At 36.4% G+C, this 20,043-nt stretch carries 19 protein-coding genes; 14 read left to right on the plus strand and 5 right to left on the minus strand.

Annotation, left to right across the window (positions count from 1 at the left end; all coding sequences use genetic code 11):
* Positions 1 to 20 precede the first annotated feature (20 nt).
* Positions 21 to 953 carry a nucleoside hydrolase gene (locus H9D55_RS04115; protein ID WP_186077121.1) on the plus strand — a complete coding sequence of 311 codons (933 nt, stop codon included), beginning with the start codon at positions 21 to 23 and terminating at the stop codon, positions 951 to 953.
* Positions 954 to 1,080: 127 nt separating this feature from the next.
* Positions 1,081 to 1,737 (plus strand): hypothetical protein, encoded by a 657-nt coding sequence (locus H9D55_RS04120; protein ID WP_208454727.1) that lies wholly within the window; start codon positions 1,081 to 1,083, stop codon positions 1,735 to 1,737.
* A gap of 34 nt (positions 1,738 to 1,771) precedes the next feature.
* Here H9D55_RS04120 and H9D55_RS04125 read toward each other — a convergent pair whose 3' ends face one another.
* Positions 1,772 to 2,818, minus strand: a complete 1,047-nt coding sequence (locus H9D55_RS04125) for a PTS transporter subunit IIC (RefSeq protein ID WP_186077125.1) — start codon at positions 2,816 to 2,818, stop codon at positions 1,772 to 1,774.
* Between the two features lie 346 nt (positions 2,819 to 3,164).
* Between H9D55_RS04125 and H9D55_RS04130 the strand changes: the two genes are divergently transcribed.
* Positions 3,165 to 4,184 carry a PHP domain-containing protein gene (locus H9D55_RS04130; protein ID WP_186077127.1) on the plus strand — a complete coding sequence of 340 codons (1,020 nt, stop codon included), beginning with the start codon at positions 3,165 to 3,167 and terminating at the stop codon, positions 4,182 to 4,184.
* A gap of 203 nt (positions 4,185 to 4,387) precedes the next feature.
* Here the strand turns inward: H9D55_RS04130 and H9D55_RS04135 are convergent, their stop codons facing one another.
* A complete protein-coding gene (locus tag H9D55_RS04135; RefSeq protein WP_186077128.1) occupies positions 4,388 to 5,989 on the minus strand; it encodes a BCCT family transporter in 1,602 nt (533 codons plus the stop codon).
* Positions 5,990 to 6,516: 527 nt separating this feature from the next.
* Between H9D55_RS04135 and H9D55_RS04140 the strand changes: the two genes are divergently transcribed.
* Positions 6,517 to 8,397: a heavy metal translocating P-type ATPase gene (locus tag H9D55_RS04140; RefSeq protein ID WP_186077129.1), complete on the plus strand. Its 1,881-nt coding sequence runs from the start codon at positions 6,517 to 6,519 to the stop codon at positions 8,395 to 8,397.
* Between the two features lie 101 nt (positions 8,398 to 8,498).
* Here the strand turns inward: H9D55_RS04140 and nhaC are convergent, their stop codons facing one another.
* A complete protein-coding gene (nhaC, locus tag H9D55_RS04145) occupies positions 8,499 to 9,980 on the minus strand; it encodes a Na+/H+ antiporter NhaC (protein ID WP_186077131.1) in 1,482 nt (493 codons plus the stop codon).
* A 164-nt stretch (positions 9,981 to 10,144) separates the two neighbouring features.
* Between nhaC and H9D55_RS04150 the strand changes: the two genes are divergently transcribed.
* From H9D55_RS04150 to H9D55_RS04160, 3 genes are read left to right on the plus strand one after another with little or no spacing between them, the layout of a single operon-like run.
* On the plus strand, positions 10,145 to 10,498 hold the full coding sequence (locus tag H9D55_RS04150; protein WP_186077133.1) for a hypothetical protein: 354 nt from the start codon (positions 10,145 to 10,147) through the stop codon (positions 10,496 to 10,498).
* Between the two features lie 18 nt (positions 10,499 to 10,516).
* Positions 10,517 to 11,110, plus strand: coding sequence for a ribonuclease H1 domain-containing protein (locus tag H9D55_RS04155; protein ID WP_186077135.1), 594 nt, complete (start codon positions 10,517 to 10,519; stop codon positions 11,108 to 11,110).
* Positions 11,107 to 11,889 carry a Cof-type HAD-IIB family hydrolase gene (locus tag H9D55_RS04160; protein WP_186077137.1) on the plus strand — a complete coding sequence of 261 codons (783 nt, stop codon included), beginning with the start codon at positions 11,107 to 11,109 and terminating at the stop codon, positions 11,887 to 11,889. Before H9D55_RS04155 ends, H9D55_RS04160 begins: the two co-directional genes overlap by 4 nt.
* 157 nt (positions 11,890 to 12,046) lie before the next feature.
* Here the strand turns inward: H9D55_RS04160 and H9D55_RS04165 are convergent, their stop codons facing one another.
* Together H9D55_RS04165 and H9D55_RS04170 are read right to left on the minus strand one after the other, a co-directional pair.
* Positions 12,047 to 12,334, minus strand: coding sequence for a hypothetical protein (locus H9D55_RS04165; RefSeq protein ID WP_186077139.1), 288 nt, complete (start codon positions 12,332 to 12,334; stop codon positions 12,047 to 12,049).
* A gap of 406 nt (positions 12,335 to 12,740) precedes the next feature.
* Positions 12,741 to 13,397: a metal-dependent transcriptional regulator gene (locus H9D55_RS04170; RefSeq protein WP_186077141.1), complete on the minus strand. Its 657-nt coding sequence runs from the start codon at positions 13,395 to 13,397 to the stop codon at positions 12,741 to 12,743.
* A 135-nt stretch (positions 13,398 to 13,532) separates the two neighbouring features.
* Here H9D55_RS04170 and H9D55_RS04175 point away from each other — a divergent pair, with 135 nt between their 5' ends.
* From H9D55_RS04175 to H9D55_RS04205, 7 genes are all read left to right on the plus strand, one after another.
* Positions 13,533 to 13,853, plus strand: a complete 321-nt coding sequence (locus H9D55_RS04175) for a hypothetical protein (protein WP_186077143.1) — start codon at positions 13,533 to 13,535, stop codon at positions 13,851 to 13,853.
* A 22-nt stretch (positions 13,854 to 13,875) separates the two neighbouring features.
* Positions 13,876 to 15,180, plus strand: coding sequence for a pyrimidine-nucleoside phosphorylase (locus H9D55_RS04180; protein ID WP_186077145.1), 1,305 nt, complete (start codon positions 13,876 to 13,878; stop codon positions 15,178 to 15,180).
* Positions 15,181 to 15,188: 8 nt separating this feature from the next.
* Entirely contained in the window at positions 15,189 to 16,334 is a 1,146-nt protein-coding gene (locus H9D55_RS04185) for a UTP--glucose-1-phosphate uridylyltransferase (protein ID WP_186077147.1), read from the plus strand.
* Entirely contained in the window at positions 16,331 to 17,050 is a 720-nt protein-coding gene (gene trhA / locus H9D55_RS04190) for a PAQR family membrane homeostasis protein TrhA (RefSeq protein WP_186077149.1), read from the plus strand. The genes H9D55_RS04185 and trhA overlap by 4 nt, the downstream gene beginning before the upstream one ends.
* A gap of 13 nt (positions 17,051 to 17,063) precedes the next feature.
* Complete coding sequence (gene proC, locus H9D55_RS04195) at positions 17,064 to 17,858, plus strand: pyrroline-5-carboxylate reductase (RefSeq protein WP_186077151.1); 795 nt, start codon at positions 17,064 to 17,066, stop codon at positions 17,856 to 17,858.
* 95 nt (positions 17,859 to 17,953) lie between these two features.
* Entirely contained in the window at positions 17,954 to 19,003 is a 1,050-nt protein-coding gene (locus tag H9D55_RS04200; protein ID WP_186077153.1) for an Mrp/NBP35 family ATP-binding protein, read from the plus strand.
* Positions 19,000 to 19,749 carry a KinB-signaling pathway activation protein gene (locus H9D55_RS04205; protein WP_186077155.1) on the plus strand — a complete coding sequence of 250 codons (750 nt, stop codon included), beginning with the start codon at positions 19,000 to 19,002 and terminating at the stop codon, positions 19,747 to 19,749. The genes H9D55_RS04200 and H9D55_RS04205 overlap by 4 nt, the downstream gene beginning before the upstream one ends.
* The last annotated feature ends 294 nt before the right edge of the window (positions 19,750 to 20,043 follow it).

Raw genomic sequence — 20,043 nt, forward strand, 5'->3', positions numbered from 1 at the left:
TAGGTTAGGAGTCTTATATTATGGAGAAAATTATTTTAGATGTAGATACAGGTATAGATGATGCTTTAGCAATTCTCTATGCCATTGAGAGTAGAAAGTTAGATATTCTTGGAATAACAACTGTTAACGGTAACGTACCCCTTGATTTTGTTACCACAAACACCCGCAAGGTATTACAACTTGCGGGACGTACAGATGTAAAAGTATTTCCTGGAGCAAAAGAGCCTTTCTTAAGAGAAGTTGAGCACGAGTATCATGTCCATGGTACAGATGGTATCGGTAATGCGTTGGACGATATGGAAATTACCATGAAATTAGAAGATACGTTTGCTCCTGATTTTATCATTGAAAGTGCAAAGAAATATCCCGGAGAACTAACACTTGTGATGATTGGTCCTGTGACTAACCTTGCGTTAGCTTTAAAGAAAGCACCAGAAATTAAGACGATGATAAAACGACTAGTAATCATGGGCGGAATTGTGAGTAGAGCGGGTATGGGTAACAAGTTACCAACGTCAGAATTCAATATCTTTGCAGATGCAGAAGCGGCGAAAGTGGTATTCCACAGAGGATTAGATATCACAATGGTAAGTCTTGATGTTACACACCAAACAATGATTGATCTCGAAAAAATCAATGAACTCAAAGGAACGAAGTACTTCGATTTTGTAAAAAACTCAACAGAAGTGTACCGTGGTTACGGAGAAAAATTATATGGTAAAAACCAATGTTCATTACACGATCCTTTAACAATTGGGTATGTGCTTGACGATACGTATATTGAGACTAAAGAAGTCTATGTCGATGTTGAAACGAAGAGTGAGTTAAGCTATGGGCAAACAATCGCAGACTTTAGAGGACAATTAGGTAAGGAACCCAACATGAAAGTGTGTTTATCAGTAGACTCAGATCGTTTTGTGAATGATTTCATCGAAACATTAAAAATAAAGTAATATAGATAAGAGTTGAGCATAGCTCAACTTTTTTATTAACACATTATAAAATAAATAATCAGAAAATGGGTGTATCAACTGTATAATTAGTATAAGATTAAAAGAAATGGATGATATAGGTGATTGAATGAAAGAAATGAACTTACCTCTCAGAAAAAGTTTTGAACGGTTAACTCAATATCCACCTCTTAAAATGCTTGCAATAGTCGTGACACTACTCGTCGTATTGCGTGTAGCGATTGGTATGTTTATTGTCATACCTAACGATACAGGAATGGGTGGCCTAACAGCAGGTATTATTAACCCGATACTCGTACTTGGATTTCTCGTTCGTGCAATTATGTCTTCTATACTCACATGGTTGATAATCATGTCATTATTTTTACTCGTACTCATTTATGTACGTATATCAAAGGGATTCATTAAAGAAGATGTTGCGCTATCTGGGGTAATTTTTTTGATGATAATTGTAACTGCTTACAAAATCGTATTGCAGTTTATACAGGTCATTTTTGACATACCGATACAAACAACACGCGGTTTCTCGATTGACTCTTTAGCACTCTTTAATCCAGATAACCTGTGGGTTTCAAAAGTTGGATTAGATCTATTATTACAAGTTGGACTTTTAGGTTTGCTCCTTAGATATACAGCAAGACTGCCTAAAAGAGATGTTGTTATATGGACATTAATTTCTGTAATCGTTTTATACTTAGCAGGCGTTGGAACTGAATACTTAAACCATCTTCACTTCAACTACCGATTTGATGGATGGAGATATTAAAAAACCATGAAGCAAAATATGCTTCATGGTTTTTTTATCCTTTAAATATGAAAATTTCTTTATTGTAACCTGGTAAATATTTTAAACACAGTTTGTTTATGATATATGCAAATGGGAAGGGTACGATAAAGTATGCAACCGCGAGTTTTAAAATGTTCATCGTTGTCTCACCATCCATAAACTGAAGAGAATTAATAGGACCAACAAGTCCAGTGTATCCGAACCCTGCCGACATCGGTGTTCCTTGAATATTCATAAAATACCCAATCGCTCCAATTACAATACCATTGATTAAGAGCGGCACCGCAATAATCGGATGTTTAAAATAATTAGCCATCATCATTTTAGCTGTACCAATCGCAAGCGCTGTAATTGTCCCACGATTGTTCACGCCGATTGCACCGAACAAGAATACGTAACACGCTGCAACGATACCGAGGTTAGCAGCTCCACTCGCAAGTCCAGACAGGCTTGTCACAGTCGCAACTGCAACAAGTGATATCGGAGTAACAAGTAATAACGTGTATGTTGTTGCAATTAAAATCGTCATGAGTAACGGATTCAATTCGGTGAAGTGTGCGATCGTATTACCAAGTGCACCGGTCACAAGTTTAGAATAAGGTAAAATAAATTGACCGATCGCCCCTGGTATAATTCCACCAAAAACTGGGAGTAATACGATATTTAATGAACCCAATCGATTACCAATAAAGAGAATGATTCCAGCCGAAATAAAGAGGGTAAATAAAACGTTAATTAAATCCCCCATACCAGTGGCTAAAAATCCATCAGGTGTGACTTTTAATGCACCAGAACCAATAAACCCAGCTCCGGCTAGTATCACGGTCTGTGGTGCGTTGAATTTTAAATTCAAACCTGCGAGCACACCAATGATTAACGATGCACCAATTGAAAACATCGTTAAAAATGAACCAAGAATCGTAAATATATCTGAGTAACGTGCGAGAAATTTAAAAATTTCTCCAAGCAATGCCCCAGGAATAAGTGCAATCACAATACCTAGTGCCATACCATTTAATATGTTAAAAAAGAAAGACTTAACCGTCTGTTGTTCAATCATGTGAACTCCTTTATATGCAGTAATATACATATATTAAACGGTAATCTTTTTTTTTACAATTAAGTAATAATATTTAATTAAAAACGTGCGAATTTTTTTAGCCTATTGATTGTCATCCATGTACCTCTCTATTGTTTCAAATCGGAAATTTTCGGACATTTAAAATCTGTAAAAATTATAAAATGTCCGCTTCTATGATAAGTCGTTATTAAGTTGTTTGTAACTATAGCGATGATCACAAGTATCGCTAAACATATTTGAGTTTACTGAACGCTTACAAGGATTTAATATAAAATTTATTTTACTTTAGTACCCTAAAAATAAGTAATAGAGGAGAGTGAATGGAATGAAAATTGACATGCACGTTCATCTAGAAGAAGGACCATACTCTAATCGTTTCTTTAAGAAAACGATTAAATCTATTTATGAAATTGAAAGCAAGAAAGATAAGCGCTCAATCTATGATATGACTGAAAAATCTGAGCTATTTTTAAGACGCATGCAAGAAGGAGATTACTCAGAATGGTGGATGGATTATTACCTTAAAGCTGCTATAAAAAAAGATATAAAAGTCGTTGGCATTATTGACCACTTGTATAGATTTTATGAAGCGGAAGTATATTATAAAAACCATATGGATATTTCAAAATCTAAAGATGGAAAAATTCAGGAGAGATGGCTGAAACAAGTGATGTGGCACTATATGGATGATTTTATTCACTTGGTAGAGTCGCAAAAAGAAAAATGGGCAAGTTACGGGATTGAGCTTCGTGTGGGTATAGAAGTGGATTATTTTGATGATGCAGATGAAATGCTGCGAAACATACTTGAGCCGTATGAATTTGATTATGTGGTTGGTGCAGTACATTTCAATAACGGACTCATGATCAGCAACCCAAAATTATTACCGACGTTCGAGAAGTTTAAAATTGAACATATATATGACGCACATTATCAGACGACCGAACGGGCGATTGAGAGTGGATTGTTCGATATAATGGCACATATAGATCATATAAAAATTTTAGGAAAAGTTGATGAGTTACACTTACTGTATATGTATGAAGAAATTGCAAAAGCATTGAAGACACACGACGTTGTTTGCGAGTTGAATGCGGGGATGCGTTATCATACAAAATTAAAAGAAGTATCGCCATCTAAGAAATTTGTGCAGACCATTGCGAAACGCGGAGTGTCGTTTACGACAAGTTCGGACGGCCATTTTCCAAATGATCTAGGTAAGTACAATAAGAATTTGAGACGAATACTGCATGACGTGGGTGTCGAAGAAATCGTCGGGTTTAAAAAACGAAAGCGTGAATATTTTAGGCTTAATGCTGAAGAGACTGCAAACAAAAGCAGTTAAAACTAGTTAGGTTCGATTGAGAACAAAGAAACTCCTACATGCTCTTGAATAAGAGCGTTAGGAGTTTTTATTTGTGCATTTATATTTCTGATGAAAGTAATTAATGAGCTGCGCGCTCTATGAGCCCGAGAGTGCCATACTTTATTTCCATTCCTCATAAAAAAACCTACACGTCTGGGTGGTCCCATGTGTAGGTTTCATAATTAGAATACGTTATCTGGTTCTTCACGATCCATGTCTTCATCTGGATTTTCTTCAACATGTTCAATATATTCTTCAAATTTCTCTGGGTCTGGCGTAATAGTCAGACCAAGGCTTTTACGTTCTAAGTTTGCATCTTTAAAGAAGCTTATGAGCATGAGTATCACTACGATACTGAATGGGAATGCAGATATGATCGCTGCTGCTTGTAACGCGTCAAGTCCAGATTCTCCGCCAGTGAGTAATAATACGAATGCAATACTTGATAACAGCACACCCCAAATCACTTTTACTCCTGATTTTGGATGTAGTGACCCGAATGATGTTTGCGTACCGAGTACGAATGTTGCAGAGTCTGCAGAAGTAATAAAGAAAATTGTTACTAATAGTAAAGCGATGAAACTTAATAAAGCACCAATTGGTAATTCATTAAATATCGCGAATAACTGTGTTTCTGGTGGTAGCCCAAGAATTGATTCAGTCTCTTGAGCAACTTGGATACCAGTCGTACCAAATACGTTGAACCAAATAGCCGCAATAACTGAAGGAACAAGTAATACCGCGATAATAAACTCACGGATAGAACGTCCTTTAGATACACGTGCAATAAAAATACCAACGAATGGACTCCAGCTGATCCACCAACCCCAGTAGTATATTGTCCAGTCAGCGAGCCAGTCTTTCTTCTGCTCAAATAATGGTGAAACATCAAAGCTGTTAAACAGGAACGTATCTAAATACATTCCAGTTGATGTTGTCATCATGTTTAAGATTAGAATAGAAGGTCCGATTGTGAATACAAGTACAAGTAGTATTCCTGCTAGAACCATGTTAATGTTACTTAAATATTGGATTCCGCGTGATAATCCAGTCCACGCGCTTAATAAGAACAGTGCTGTAACAACGATGATAATCACCATCTGGATCCATATGTTCTGTGGTAATCCGAATAAGTAATTGAGACCCGCGTTAATTTGTAATGTACCCACACCAAGTGATACAGCAACACCGACTACAGTTGCGAATACCGCAAGAACATCAACAACAGTACCAAGTGGTCCGTCTACTTTGTCGCCGAATAATGGGCGTAATGTTTTAGACAATAGACCATCTTCATTCTTTCTGAATTGGAAATATGCTAGAGATAATGCAACAATTCCATACATTGCCCATGGGTGGAATCCATAGTGGAAAATTGTAGATCTCATTGATTCCATCATCGCTTGTTTAGTTTCAGGATCTGCGTTTGGTGGCGCAACGAAGTGAGAAATGGGTTCTGCTGCACCATAGAATACTAATCCGATCCCCATACCTGCTGAGAATAACATCGCAAGCCATGAAATTGTATTAAATTCCGGTTCGTCATTAGGCTTACCGAGCTTAAGTTTTCCGATTGGACTAAACACTAAGAAAATGCAGAACAATACAATGAACGTCATTGTAATCATGTAGTACCAACCAAATTTATCCGTTATCCAACCACTAATATTTCCAGTAATTTCACCAAATTGATCTGGCATAATAATACCGAAAAGGACCATAATAAATACGAATATAGTAGCGTAAGTGAAAACGGGAGAAAATTTTCTTGTTCCTTTTGACATTTGTTTCTCTCCTTCTAATTTTTAGTCACAGTGTAAAACATTACCTGTTTTGTAAAGTAAAATAAACCGTTTTTTGAAAGAAATAATAGATAAAAATCTATATATTTGTAAAAGTAAATAAAAACTGTTGTTCTACAACTATTTCTATATTCATTAGGTGAGAAATTTTATGACCACTATTCTTATATTGTAGAAATTATGTTTTACGCGCTCGAAACTCTCATTTATTGTAATATATAGTTAAAGGAATTCTCTACATTTAGACAAAAAGAGTAATATTCTGAGGAAAGAGGTGTACTTCTGTCCGAGTTTTTCGTATTTTTTGTATTCAATGGTATGCCAGAATTCTAGTGAAACAGCGATCGTTGTTTATTTATTAGACGCAAAATACGTTTTAATTAGAAAATATGTACTTAATTAGAATCATTATAAAATATTAACGCTTTAATTTAATGAAGCAATACACTTGTTTTCGCTATTTAGAATTATTATAATTAATTAAAGAGAATATATAGAGGTGGAGTCTAATGCTGAATTGGATGAAAAAGAATAAAGAAATGACCAATACGATTATCAGTGCGATATTAATAGTTATCGGTATTATTTTACAATATCAAGGTCATCAAGAACTTGCAGTACCGTCATTTATACTGGCATTCTTAATAGGTGGGTATTTCTCTGCTAAAGCGGGGCTTACGGAACTCATTAAAGAAAGACATTTAAATGTTGATGTATTGATGATATTAGCGGCAATCGGTGCATCAATCATTGGATATTGGATGGAAGGTGCACTCCTGATTTTCATCTTCTCGCTTTCTGAATCATTAGAAAAAATGGCAAACGAAAAAAGTAAGAATGCTATTTCAGAACTTATGAACTTAACACCTGACACAGCGCGTAGATATAAAGAAGATGGAACAATTGAAGTTGTTTTAACTAAAGATTTAAAAATTGGAGACATCGTTCAAGTACCTAGAGGAGAAACGATTCCTATCGATGGTAGTCTAAAGTCGGATTTTGCTATAGTGAACGAAGCTGCAATTACAGGTGAGTCAGTTCCGGTAGAAAAGACAAAGGGCATGGAAGTCATTGGAGGAACAATTAACGAAGGTGACTTATTTAGAATCGAAGTGACAGTAGAAGACAAAGATACACTATTTTCAAAAATTATACGATTGGTGGAAGAAGCACAATCATCTCCATCTAAAACGGCAAGTTTTATAGAATCTATTGAAAGTACGTATGTAAAGATAGTACTTATTGGTGTACCAGTATTTATATTATTCGTTTACTTTGTTCTTGGGTGGACATTTATTGAATCATTTTATAGAGGGATGGTACTTTTAACAGTTGCTTCACCTTGTGCACTAGTAGCTAGTGCGACGCCTGCAACATTATCCGCAATAAGTCGTGCTGCAAAACGTGGAATGGTTTTTAAAGGCGGTCAAGCAATTGATAACGTTCAAAGTCTTGATGCGATAATATTTGATAAAACAGGAACACTCACGGTAGGAAAACCAGAAGTAACTTCATCTTATTTTGTTGAAGGAGTAGATGAAGAGACAGTCAAAGAAGTTGTAAAAGCTACTGAGTATGGGTCTACTCATCCAATCGCGAGTGCATTGGTTAATTATTTAGATCATACTCCGTTAATTGAACTTGATCATATTGAGGACATTACAGGAAAAGGATTCATGGTTACACACCAAACTGATGTTTGGAAAATTGGTAAACATGAATTTGTAATTACAGAAGATGAAATTAGTTTAGATGATGAAATAGGACGTGTAGCGACACAAAAGGAAAATGAAGGATGTACCGTTATTTTTGTAAGTAAAAACAAACAGTTGAAAGGGTATTTCTCTCTAGAAGATCAACTAAAGCCTGAAAGTAAAGAGGCAATCGCTCGTTTAAATCAGATGGGTATTGAAACAATTATGGTTACTGGAGATAATGAGAACACAGCAAGACATATTGCAAAACGAGTCGGAATTAAAGAAGTCTTTGCAAATCGTATGCCAGATGAAAAATCTTCAATTCTAGACGAATTGAGAGAAACGTTCCATGCTGTAGGTATGGTGGGGGACGGCATCAATGATGCTCCAGCACTTGCGAAAGCAGATATTGGATTTGCGATGGGGTCTGGAACAGATATTGCGATGGAGACGGCGGATGTTGTACTTATCCAAGATGATTTAAAGCAAATTCCTTTCGCAGTAGGATTATCAAAGAAAATGAAACGAATCGTTATTGCGAACGTGATATTTGCTATGTCAGTAATCGTGCTTCTGATCACTGCAAACCTATTCCAAGTAATAAATTTACCTATGGGTGTTGTTGGACATGAGGGTTCTACTATTTTAGTGATATTAAACGGACTTAGATTGCTGATGTATAGAGATCAATAGTATATATGGAAGAGACGTAATATATTTCGAACATTCAAGCAAGTGATTTTACACAATAGATATTAAAACGCCCGGCTCTCATTTACGAGTCGGGCGTTTTGTTATAAATCGGTTGAAGTAGTAGAATTTTTTTCATCTCCGTAGATGCGTTCTAATAATTCATCTTTTTCAGTATTAGAGATTTTTGTGATACCAATTCCGGTTGCAGCGAGAATCATCGCAATAAGGGGGACCGTAAAGTTTAAAATTGTAAACGGACCATACTCCCACGCAGCAACACCTAGAGTACCCAAGATAAACACGCCATCAGTGCTCCATGGTACAAATACTGAAGATAAAGTACCACCATCTTCTAACGTTCTAGATAAGTTTTTTGGTGCCAGATTTTGATTGATATAACTCCGCAAATACATTCGTGAAGGTACAACGATAGAAATATATTGTTCTGCACATGAGACATTAACAAAAATAGCAGAAGCTAATGTCGCTGTAATCAGTCCAAAGGTCCCTTTAGCAACCTTTAAAATATATTGCATAATAGAACTCAACATACCAGAATATTCCATAATACCGGCAAATGTCATGGAGATAATCACCATTGAGATCGTATACATCATATCCATAAAGCCACCACGATTAAAAAGTACATTGACAGATTCGTTTGATGACTCAATGACATAACCAGTCGCCATTGTCTCAACAGCTGAAGCTAAGGTACCACCTTGAATGAATAAATGGCTTAGAAAACCAAGCAAGGCGCCCATGAAAAGTGCTGGAGCTGCCGGCATTTTAAAAATAATTAACATAAGGACAATGACTGGAATTAAAAATAGCCAAGGAGAGATTACAAAGTGTGTTTGCATTGCTTGCATCATCTCATCGATTTCTTTAGTGTGTGCTGTTTTAGTTCCGATGACATTGAGACCAATGATGTAAAATACGATACTCGTAATTATTAACCCAGGAATGGTTGTCCAAAACATATGTTTAATATGTTCAAATAAATCTACGTGAGTAAGTCCTGATGCGAGAGTTGTTGTATCAGATAGTGGTGACATTTTATCTCCAAAATAAGCACCGGAAATAACAGCACCAGCAATCATAGCGGGATTGATTCCCATGCTGAGACCAATGCCCATACCAGCGACACCAACAGTAGCAATGGTGGACCAAGAGCTCCCAATAACAAGAGAAATGATTGAACAAATAAACAATATCGTAACTAAAAAATAGGTTGGACTGATGAGCTGTAAACCATAATAAATCATAGTAGCCACTATCCCCCCACCAATCCACGATCCGATAACAAGTCCAACTAAAAGAAGTATTAAGACAGCCGGAAGTGCGAGGCGAATGCCTTTATACATAAAATCTTCAAGTTCATGCCATTTATATCCTGCGTAAAGTGCAACGATAGAAGCAGTTGCGGTTCCTACTATTAATGGAATGTGTGGATCTACATCTAGAACAATAACAGAATAAAGCATAGTGATAATCATGACTGTTAAAGGAACAAGAGCAACAAAAACATTAAAACTTTTTAGTTTGTTTGAAACGTTAGTGGTATTTTCTTGATTTGACATTCAATTCACCTGCGATTTGCTTATTACGCTATTGTAAACCTTTAGAATTTAAATTAAAAGAACTATTATTTTTACGTATGGTGATTCTATTAGATATCATCGTTCAAAGTAATGCACGGTTATTTTTCTTAAACATGATAAAATAATAGTAAGGATGTGAGAACATGAAGCGATTGATTTTGTTACTCTCAATAATTTTAGTAGGGTGTAATGTGAATGGAGATGATCCTATGAAAGAAGACCCTGAAAAGCAAGATAATACTGTAATCACAAATGAGGATCGTACGCTCTATATCGTGTCATTTAAGGAATATATAGAGAACGAGGAACTTGAAGCGTACGGTGTAAACGCAGAAATGATCGATGGTGATATGGAAAATTTAAAAATGAAATCAATCTACTTAACAGATGATGAAAAATCTGAATTCGAGAAGTTTGAAGCTGTGTCTTTTATTGAAGAAAATGGAGAAGTAGGTATTCCAGAAGGCCCTAGCGAAAAGAACGACGATGCAAAATAATGAATGTAAGGTGAATAAATGTCTAAATTTTATGCAGTAAGAAAAGGGAGAACCCCAGGTATCTATACAACTTGGCCGGATGCCCAGCGCGAAGTAACTGGCTTTAAAGGGGCTGAATTTAAATCCTTTAAGTCTAAGAAAGAAGCGGAGGGATTCATGAATGACGCTAAGAATGAAATTATTCTCGATGGATTAATCGCTTACGTGGATGGCAGTTATGATAAACGTACAAAACGCGCCGGATTTGGTGCTGTATTAATTGATAATAATGAAGTAATAAAAGAAGCGACACTGAGAACGGAAATTGATCCAGAAGATAATCTATGGAACGTAACTGCCGAAATTGAAGGTGTACTATTCGCGGTGAACTACGCGATAGATCACGGATATGACAAAGTTCATGTTCACTATGATTACGCGGGTCTTGAAAAGTGGGCGAATAAAGAATGGCGTGCAAATAAGAAGACCACGAAAAGATATCAAGATATGATGCAAGACTTAATGAAGAAAGTACATGTCGACTTCATAAAAGTTGCAGCACATACTGGTGATTTCTATAATGAACGTGCCGACGATTTAGCGAAACAAGCAATTTTTGGAGGAACAAATTGAAGAAAATACTCTTTTTTGATATAGACGGAACGTTACTAGACACTAACAAAAACATACCAGAATCAACGAAATATGCAGTTAAAGAGCTAAAAAAAGCGGGGCATACTGTCGCAATTGCCACAGGTCGTGCACCATTTTTATTTAGTAAAATCCGAGAAGAGCTAGATATTGATACGTATATCGCATGTAACGGACAATATGTAGTTGTAGACAGCGAAGTGATTCATAAAGAATCGATACCTGAAACGGATATCGTTGCTTTAACGAACAAAGCCATGACGAACGATCATCCGATTGTGTATATTGATCATGAAGATATGGCATCAAACATGGAGTCTCATGTGCACGTGGATGAAGGACTTGGCTCGTTAAAATTTGACCAAGACCCAATCCATGATCCGAATTACTTTGAAGGACGCGAGATCCTCCAAGCACTTCTCTTCTGTGAAGAAGGCAAAGAAGACGCATATGAAGAACAATTCACAAACTTAGACTTCCTAAGATGGCATCCATTATCACTCGACGTGATGCCAAGTGGAGGTACAAAAGCAAAATCAGTCAAGCGTATTCAAGCGCACTTGGGTTTAGAAGACAAAGACATTTATGCATTTGGAGATGGACCAAACGACTATGAGATGTTGCAGCAAGTAGAAAACTCAGTCGCAATGAAAAACGGAGTAGAGCAATCAAAATCTGTGGCAAAACTCGTTACAGATCACGTAGATAACGATGGTTTATATAAAGCAATTGTAAAACTTGGTCTCATTAAAGAGATGTAAAACAAAAAGCATGTTTCTAAAATTTTAGAAACATGCTTTTATATTTGTCAAAATTAAACAATTTTACAGTTAATCACTATGAATTTCATGGTGAATTTAATCTAGTTCTATTTGCAGTAGAGCGGTCTATAAACTAGGTATTGCTTTACTCTTTAAGCTATTTTTCAGGTGATTTTACCTTCTCTAGTTCAGGTAAATTTGTTTTGTTGATTAACCATTTAGAGTCATCATTATTTAAGAACATTTGATTTTCCTTACGAATTTTCTCAAGCTCTTTTCTCATTTCAGTATTTTCTAATAAGTAGTTTTCTTGTTTCACACGCTCAAGTTCAGTAAGCGCCTTAATTTTTTGAATTTCTTGCGCTCTCTTTTGTGTAGGTAAATCTAATATGTGTTTTGTTATTGGTAAGACAACTGCTACTGCAATTAGGAATATCCAAAGCATAAAATCACCTCGTGTTCGAATTACTTTAATTATATATTAAAGAATATAAGGTATCTATATTGTATCATTCACTTGTGAGAGATACTTTATAGTCAAAATTATATTTAAATCGTACTTTTTAATGTGTTTGATCATCGCAGTTATTACAACTCTCATAGGTGCATTTGTTGTAATGCGTTTCGATCCATATTGGAATTTACGGATACATATGAGGTCTAGCTATCGCACAGTACTTACAGATGTGACTGTGGCATTAGCAAAAATATAGGGATCATACAAAAGGTCTGTTCGAAGAGAAAGACACCGTCAACGAAGGCACAGTAAAAAAACATGCTTCAATGGGATACTTGAAGTTTAAAAGATAAAATAAAACACGCCTTAATTCCTATTTATAGCAGACGCGTTTTTAATCGACTTGTTTAACGAATATATAGTGAGACGTTTTTTCTGATATATATACGTCTTCCCCATTTGTTTCATTATATATGTGTAGTAGGTCGAGGGACTTATCGAATTCTTTAACAATAATAATATCAAGTAAGCTTAAGTTATGGTTTTTAAAATAAACAAGCAGTTTTTCTTCGTTCACGTGTCTAAGTATTTGTGCGCGAACGCCTTTACCAACTTCTGGTAATGGAATGGCTTCGTTGTCTTGTTCTTCTATCTTATTAAATGAAATTGCTCCGCCATGTGGACAATAGTCTGGTTTTCCCAAGAAATGATATAGTTTGTTAGCTAAAGTATCCGACGTCGCATGTTCTAAAACTTCTGCTTCATCATGGACATCTTCTAGGCTATATCCTAAATGCTCTACTAAGAATACTTCCCATAATCTGTGCTTGTGGATCAGCTTCTTCGCTTCTTCCACACCCACTTCTGTGAGCATGCTTCCTCTGTATGGCACATATTCAATCCATCCAATTGATACTAGCGTGTGCATCATTTCGGTAACAGTTGGTGGCGAAATGTTTAGTTTCATAGCGATTTCTTTATTAGGTACACGAGTAACCCTACCGCCGAGTTCATATATAATTTTTAAATAATCTTCTCTAGTTGGACTCATTTGCGCCCCCACCCTTCATCAACTTATAATTATGAACAAAAATAATAGATAGTGCAAGGAGTGACTCGTGTTTTAGTTAGCATTTCCTATATATTTAGATATAATTAAAATAAATCAGTTTGTGGAGGGATTTCCATGTCAAACCTTGGTCAGACAAATATTTTTGACGACATGTTTCGTGAGAATGAATCATTCGTTATTGTTGTACAAGAAGTAATGGAACAGAATGGCCTGCTTCAAAAGAAAGTTTTAAGGGAATACCAAAGTTTAGATAATGAAGCAATGCAGAATTTATTTGAACATTTAAAAGATGTATACTTAGATGAAGTGCTGAGCGAGCACGGTACGTATTTCGATATTACGGTGTATACGAACGAAGATTACGCTGGTGAAAATATTTATGCGCATACTAAACGCTACAGAAATAAAAAAGAATGGACAAAGACGTCTAAATAGTAATTAAAGGAGATTTTAAATTATGAGAATGATCGATATCATTACAAAGAAAAGAGACAATAAAGAACTAACTAAAGAAGAAATTGATTACTTCGTACAAGGTTACACAAATGGAGAAGTGCCTGACTATCAAGTATCCGCACTTTTAATGTCAATTTTCTTCAATGGAATGACTAAAGAAGAAGTTTCTAACTTAACTATGTCTATGGTTAATTCAGGAGACCAAATCGATTTATCAGCAATTGAGGGTATAAAAGTAGATAAACACTCAACAGGTGGTGTTGGAGATACAACAACACTCGTGTTGGCGCCACTAGTAGCCGCTGTTGGTGTAAGTGTACCAAAAATGAGTGGACGCGGACTTGGTCACACAGGAGGTACTGTTGATAAGCTGGAAGCAATAGAAGGATTCCACGTTGAACTCGACAAAGAGGAATTCATCGAACTTGTAAACAAAGACAAGCTTGCAGTTGTAGGTCAATCAGGCAACTTAACTCCTGCAGACAAATTAATTTATGCATTACGTGACGTAACTGCAACAGTAGACTCAATCCCATTAATCGCTTCATCTATTATGTCTAAAAAAATCGCAGCAGGTGCAGATGCTATCGTTCTTGATGTTAAGGTTGGAGACGGTGCATTCATGAAAAATGAAGAAGATGCACGTGAACTAGCAGAAACTATGGTAGAAATCGGTAACCACGTAGGTAGAAACACAATGGCTGTAATCTCAAGCATGGATGAGCCACTTGGACTTGCGATCGGTAATGCGAACGAAGTAATTGAAGCAATCGAAACATTAAAAGGCAAAGGTCCAGCTGACTTAACAGAATTATCATTAGTACTTGGAGCACAAATGGTTGTACTTGCTGGTAAAGCTGACTCATTAGAAGAAGCGCGCAAGATGCTTGAAGCGGTAATCGAAGACGGCAGTGCTTTAGAGAAGTTTAAGGTATTCGTTAAAAATCAAGGCGGAAACCCAGACATCACTGAAGACTACTCATTATTACCACAAGCTGAATTTAAAACAGAAGTAAAAGCGACAGAGCGTGGTTTTATCTCTAAAATGGATTCAGAAAACCTCGGTGTTGCAGCATCAATCATCGGTGCGGGTCGTCAAACGAAAGATGACGTGTTAGATCTTGCAGTAGGTATCATGTTAAACAAGAAAGTTGGGGACCAAGTTGAAGCGGGCGATGTACTTGCAACAATTGAGTCAAACAAACAAAACGTAGCAGATACGATCGAACGTGTACGTGCTGCGATTCATATTTCTGATGAAAAACCAGACACTAAGTTAATTAAGGCAATCATTACAGGAAAGTAGGAAGTTATATGTTAGAAAAATTTTTACCACAGTTTGAAAAGTTAGACCAAGCGTCACAAGAAAGAGTGAGAGAGACTTTTGAGTCGCTGAATCTAGATGAAATAAAAGACACATATCAAGATGTTTACGTGAATGCTAATGAATTTGATATTACGAACGTAGACGATGTGCCTTTTACGAATGAGCAAGATGTGGATAAAACAAATCTAACATCACTTGCCGAATTTGCAATTAAAAATGGTGAAGTCGCAGTGTTGCTCATGGCAGGTGGTCAAGGTACACGCTTAAATCACCCAGGACCAAAAGGTACGTTTAGCTTTGACGGAGTATCTCTCTTCGAGTTACAGGCGAGACAAATCCTAAAGTATAAACAGGACGAATCGTTACCTGTACATTGGTACATCATGACAAGTGACATCAACCATGAGGAGACGCTCGCGTTCTTTAAAGATCATTCATATTTCGGAGTGCCAGGAGAAAACATTCATTTCTTTAAGCAAGAGCACTTCCCAGCGTTAAGTAAAGAAGGTCACTTACTTCTTACAGAAAATAAAGACATCATGATTACACCAAACGGTAACGGTGGTATCTTTGGTGCATTAAAATCCAATGGATTATTAGAAGATATGAAAGCGCGTGGCATTAAGCATGTGTTCATGAACAATGTCGACAATGTTGTAGTTAAAGTTTTAGATCCAGTGTTAGTTGGCCTTCATATTGATAAAGACAATGAAGTCACTTCAAAGTCCATCACACCAAAACCAGGAGAAAGTGTCGGTCGACTTGCAAATATCGATGGCAAAAAAGGGGTATTAGAATATACAGAGTTGCCTGAAGGCGCATCTGACAAATTCCGTAATGGTAATATTGGTATACACGTATTTAGTACAGATTTCTTAGCTAAAGCTGCAACAACTAAAATGCCGTACCATTTAGCGAAAAAGCAACTCAAATATCTAGATGGTAATCTAAATCTAGTCAGAGAAGAAGCGCTCAAATTTGAGAAATTTTACTTTGATGCATTTAAATCTGCAGATAAGCATCACACATTACAAGTAGATCGAAAAGGAGAATTCTCACCCCTTAAAAATCGTGAAGGCAAAGACAGTGTGGAGACAGCGTATAACGATTTAAAGGAAGAAGGAGTTCTATGAATAATGAAAAAACCTCTTTACACAATGAGTCAAAATTTCAAAACGATTATGTATCAGACAAAATAGAACATAGTTTAAAACATATTGTCCCTCTTTCATTTGGTGAAGAGGTGGGGAACAGTGTATCTCACGGAGCGGCAACGATTATGTTTATCTTTTTACTTCCGTTCAGCGCGATTTACATGTATCTAAATGGTGGAGTATGGCATGCTGTTGGCGGTTCGATTTATGTTATTACAATGTTATTCATGTTTTTAACATCGACAATCTACCATATAATGGAGCCACAATCTCATCATAAATATGTTATGCGAATCATTGACCACAGTTTCATATATCTTGCAATTGCAGGATCATATACACCTATCGCAATTTCTGTCATTGGTGGAAAATGGGGAATCACTGTACTTATTATCCAATGGGCAGCAGTAATCTTTGGCATACTATATAAAGTTCTAAGCAAGAAAGTGAATCCAAAAGTAAGCCTCGCATTTTATCTGGTCATGGGGTGGATGGTTGTACCATTCCTTCCGATGATTATTACAAATAGTTCTTGGACTTTTATCTTATTGCTTGTTCTTGGTGGACTTGCTTACACGGTTGGTGCGTGGTTCTATGCACAAAAACACAGAAAGTATTTCCATATGATTTGGCATCTGTTTATTGTACTTGCTGCTGTGCTCCAGTATATCGGAATCGTTTTTTACATTAATTAACGGAGGATATTCTATGAAAATTGTATTTTACGGCATCGGTAATATGGCATCAGCAATCTTTAAGGGTATGATTAACGAAGGGGTCAAACCAGAAGAGATATTTGTAACGAGCATTCCGGGAGATCCATTGCTCGAGTTATTTAAAGAGGAGCTTGGAGTTATGCCTTCATTAAATGACGCGGAACTATTAAAGAATGCGGATTATGTTGTCTTTGCAACTAAGCCACAAGACTTTGAAAGTGTAGTCGAACGTGTGAAAGCCAACTTAGAAGATAAGACCAAGCTCATCTCTATTATGGCAGGTACAACAATTGAAACAATCCAGAGCAAACTAAACGGTAACGAGACAGTGAGAATAATGCCAAACACAAACGCAGTGGTTCAGAAAGCTGTAAACGGTGTTGCATTCTCAGAGAATTTTACTAATAAAGAAGAGTTGTTAAAGCTGATTGAGACGTTCGGAACGAATGTGTTAATCGAAGAAAGTGAATTTAACCGGATCACTGCAGCAACGGGATCAGGTCCGGCTTTCCTATATTATCTATATGAAAAATACGCAGATAGCTTAGTAAACCTTGGTTTTAGTAAAGAGCAAGCGGATGTCCTGACACGCGAACTCGTAATTGGTACTGCGGAAATGATGAAAAACACGGACCTTCCATTATCAACATTAAGAGAAAACATTACATCTAAAAAAGGGACGACAGATGCGGGACTAAAGTCGTTACACAAGCATGATATAGAAAAAATATTTGACCAGACACTTGAAGCGGCTAAAACACGTGGAGAAGAACTCAGTAAAGACTAAATCCGGACACATAGTTCGGATTTATTTTGTTTTTAACAAAGTTTGTTATGATAAAATAAGATTATACATAACACGTATTGCGAAAGGTGAATAGAATGATTACAGAAAATACAGTAAGCGAAATAGTTGGGGAAATTAATGACCCAATATTAAACGTTCCTATCAAGGAAACGAATGGAATTTTGAGTGTCAGCGTGATTGAAGAAAAAAATCATGTGAGCTTAAAAATTGCGATTGGTCGTTTAGGCGGACAAGAACAACTTGATTTACAGATTGAGATTGTAAATAGAGTTAAAGAGGCGGGTGCATCTTCAGTTGGCTTAAGGTTCGAAGAACTTCCGCAAGAAGAAATCGAAAAATATAGATCAACAACTGGTAACGAATTTGAAAAAGAATTCAAACTTGGTCACACAGAATTTATTGGTATCGCATCTGGCAAAGGCGGGGTTGGTAAATCAACCGTATCTGTAAACCTTGCGGTAGCATTAGCAAAGGCAGGTAAAAAAGTCGGACTGATCGACGCAGATATTTACGGATTCAGTGTACCGGATATGATGGGTATTACTGAAAAACCTGAAATTGATGGACAAAAGATTGTTCCTGTTAAACGCCATGGTGTAGAAGTAATCTCAATGGCATTCTTCGTAGAAGAGAACACTCCAGTTATTTGGAGAGGTCCGATGCTCGGCCAAATGCTAACGAGCTTCTTTAAAGAAGTGGTTTGGGGAGATCTTGACTATCTACTACTTGACTTACCACCAGGAACAGGTGACATTGCATTAGATTTACACCAAATGCTTCCAACGAGTAAAGAAATTATCGTAACAACGCCACACCCAACAGCGGCATTTGTCGCAGCACGTGCAGGGGCGATGGCGAAGCATACCGACCACGAAATATTGGGTGTAATTGAAAACATGTCTTATTATGAAGTGAAAGAAACAGGCAATAAGGCGTATATTTTTGGTAAAGGTGGCGGTGAGAAACTTGCAGAAGAACTCGACACACCACTACTTGGACAATTGCCGATTGGTCAGCCTGAATTAAACGAGGAAGATTTCGCGCCTTCTATATATACTGAAGGAATCATTGCAGACGAATATAAACGTATTGCAGAGGAAATCATTAAGGAAACGAGTAAATGAGTTCTAAGTATCTAGTAAAATTTTATTTTGTCACGCTCATCATCGGAGCTATCGCGTCGACATTTATAAGCTTATTCACAGAGTACAAGAATGTAACGATACATTTATTTCAATTAAACATTCCGGAGTTCCTATTAGGACTTGTTTGGATCATCGGTTATGGATTATTAATTGCAACTGTGAGTCAAGTTGTCTTCTATATATATCTTTTTATCAACCCACTTGGTTTAGGTATATTTAGAAAATTTTGGCCATATGTACAGTTACTATTAATTATGTATGCAATTTTTGACCTGTTCTATTTAAGGTTTACAAGACTAGGAACAGATCATGGTACGACACTTCAATTTATATGGATACCAATAATCATCGTAATTGTTGGATTCATCGTTGCGTACTATAAATCGAAACAAACAGAAGGCAAAGGAATATTTATACCAGCACTATTCTTTATGATATTCATGACGTCACTTACCCTACTACCATTCATATCAGTAGAAGATACAACATGGATCTACCGTTCAGTATTCACTGTACTAATATTAAATGCATACCAATTATTAAGATTACCGAATTACATTGAAGATTCTAAACAAGATAAATTAGATCGTGGCGTAACTTCTAAGGCACTTCGTAATGAAAAGCAACGCATGGAAGAAGAACGACGCTCGAAAAAAAGAAAAGCGAAGATAGACCGTCAGGTTAAAGCACGAAACAAATTAAAGTATCGTAATAAATCACGTTAAACAAGAGGTTAGGGCGATTTTAAATATTGTCCTAATCTTTTTAAATAAAAACACTTGCCAAAAGATTAAACACTTGGTATTATATAAAAGTCGTCAAATTCCTGACGCACGAAAGTTAATAAAAAATAACGATAAATTAAATGAAATTTAATGTTGCATTAATAAACACGACATGTTATATTAATTAAGCAACTGTTTCAAACAAGAACATTGAAAACTGAATGACAATATGTCAACGTTAATTCCAAAAATACACTCTACGGAGTGACTGAGAGAACAGTATAAAACACGGAT

It is taken from the genome of Phocicoccus pinnipedialis, from assembly GCF_903994035.1.
Lineage (GTDB): Bacteria > Bacillota > Bacilli > Staphylococcales > Salinicoccaceae > Phocicoccus > Phocicoccus pinnipedialis.

Coding starts and splice junctions, on each gene's coding strand:
- trhA (WP_186077149.1), top strand. CDS start 16,331: ATGAATAATGAAAAAACCTCTTTACACAATGAGTCAAAATTTCAAAAC.
- H9D55_RS04155 (WP_186077135.1), top strand. CDS start 10,517: ATGTCTAAATTTTATGCAGTAAGAAAAGGGAGAACCCCAGGTATCTAT.
- H9D55_RS04125 (WP_186077125.1), bottom strand. CDS start 2,818: ATGATTGAACAACAGACGGTTAAGTCTTTCTTTTTTAACATATTAAAT.
- H9D55_RS04135 (WP_186077128.1), bottom strand. CDS start 5,989: ATGTCAAAAGGAACAAGAAAATTTTCTCCCGTTTTCACTTACGCTACT.
- H9D55_RS04200 (WP_186077153.1), top strand. CDS start 17,954: ATGATTACAGAAAATACAGTAAGCGAAATAGTTGGGGAAATTAATGAC.
- H9D55_RS04180 (WP_186077145.1), top strand. CDS start 13,876: ATGAGAATGATCGATATCATTACAAAGAAAAGAGACAATAAAGAACTA.
- H9D55_RS04175 (WP_186077143.1), top strand. CDS start 13,533: ATGTCAAACCTTGGTCAGACAAATATTTTTGACGACATGTTTCGTGAG.
- H9D55_RS04120 (WP_208454727.1), top strand. CDS start 1,081: ATGAAAGAAATGAACTTACCTCTCAGAAAAAGTTTTGAACGGTTAACT.
- H9D55_RS04115 (WP_186077121.1), top strand. CDS start 21: ATGGAGAAAATTATTTTAGATGTAGATACAGGTATAGATGATGCTTTA.
- H9D55_RS04150 (WP_186077133.1), top strand. CDS start 10,145: ATGAAGCGATTGATTTTGTTACTCTCAATAATTTTAGTAGGGTGTAAT.
- H9D55_RS04140 (WP_186077129.1), top strand. CDS start 6,517: ATGCTGAATTGGATGAAAAAGAATAAAGAAATGACCAATACGATTATC.
- H9D55_RS04205 (WP_186077155.1), top strand. CDS start 19,000: ATGAGTTCTAAGTATCTAGTAAAATTTTATTTTGTCACGCTCATCATC.
- H9D55_RS04185 (WP_186077147.1), top strand. CDS start 15,189: ATGTTAGAAAAATTTTTACCACAGTTTGAAAAGTTAGACCAAGCGTCA.
- proC (WP_186077151.1), top strand. CDS start 17,064: ATGAAAATTGTATTTTACGGCATCGGTAATATGGCATCAGCAATCTTT.
- H9D55_RS04170 (WP_186077141.1), bottom strand. CDS start 13,397: ATGAGTCCAACTAGAGAAGATTATTTAAAAATTATATATGAACTCGGC.
- nhaC (WP_186077131.1), bottom strand. CDS start 9,980: ATGTCAAATCAAGAAAATACCACTAACGTTTCAAACAAACTAAAAAGT.
- H9D55_RS04130 (WP_186077127.1), top strand. CDS start 3,165: ATGAAAATTGACATGCACGTTCATCTAGAAGAAGGACCATACTCTAAT.
- H9D55_RS04165 (WP_186077139.1), bottom strand. CDS start 12,334: ATGCTTTGGATATTCCTAATTGCAGTAGCAGTTGTCTTACCAATAACA.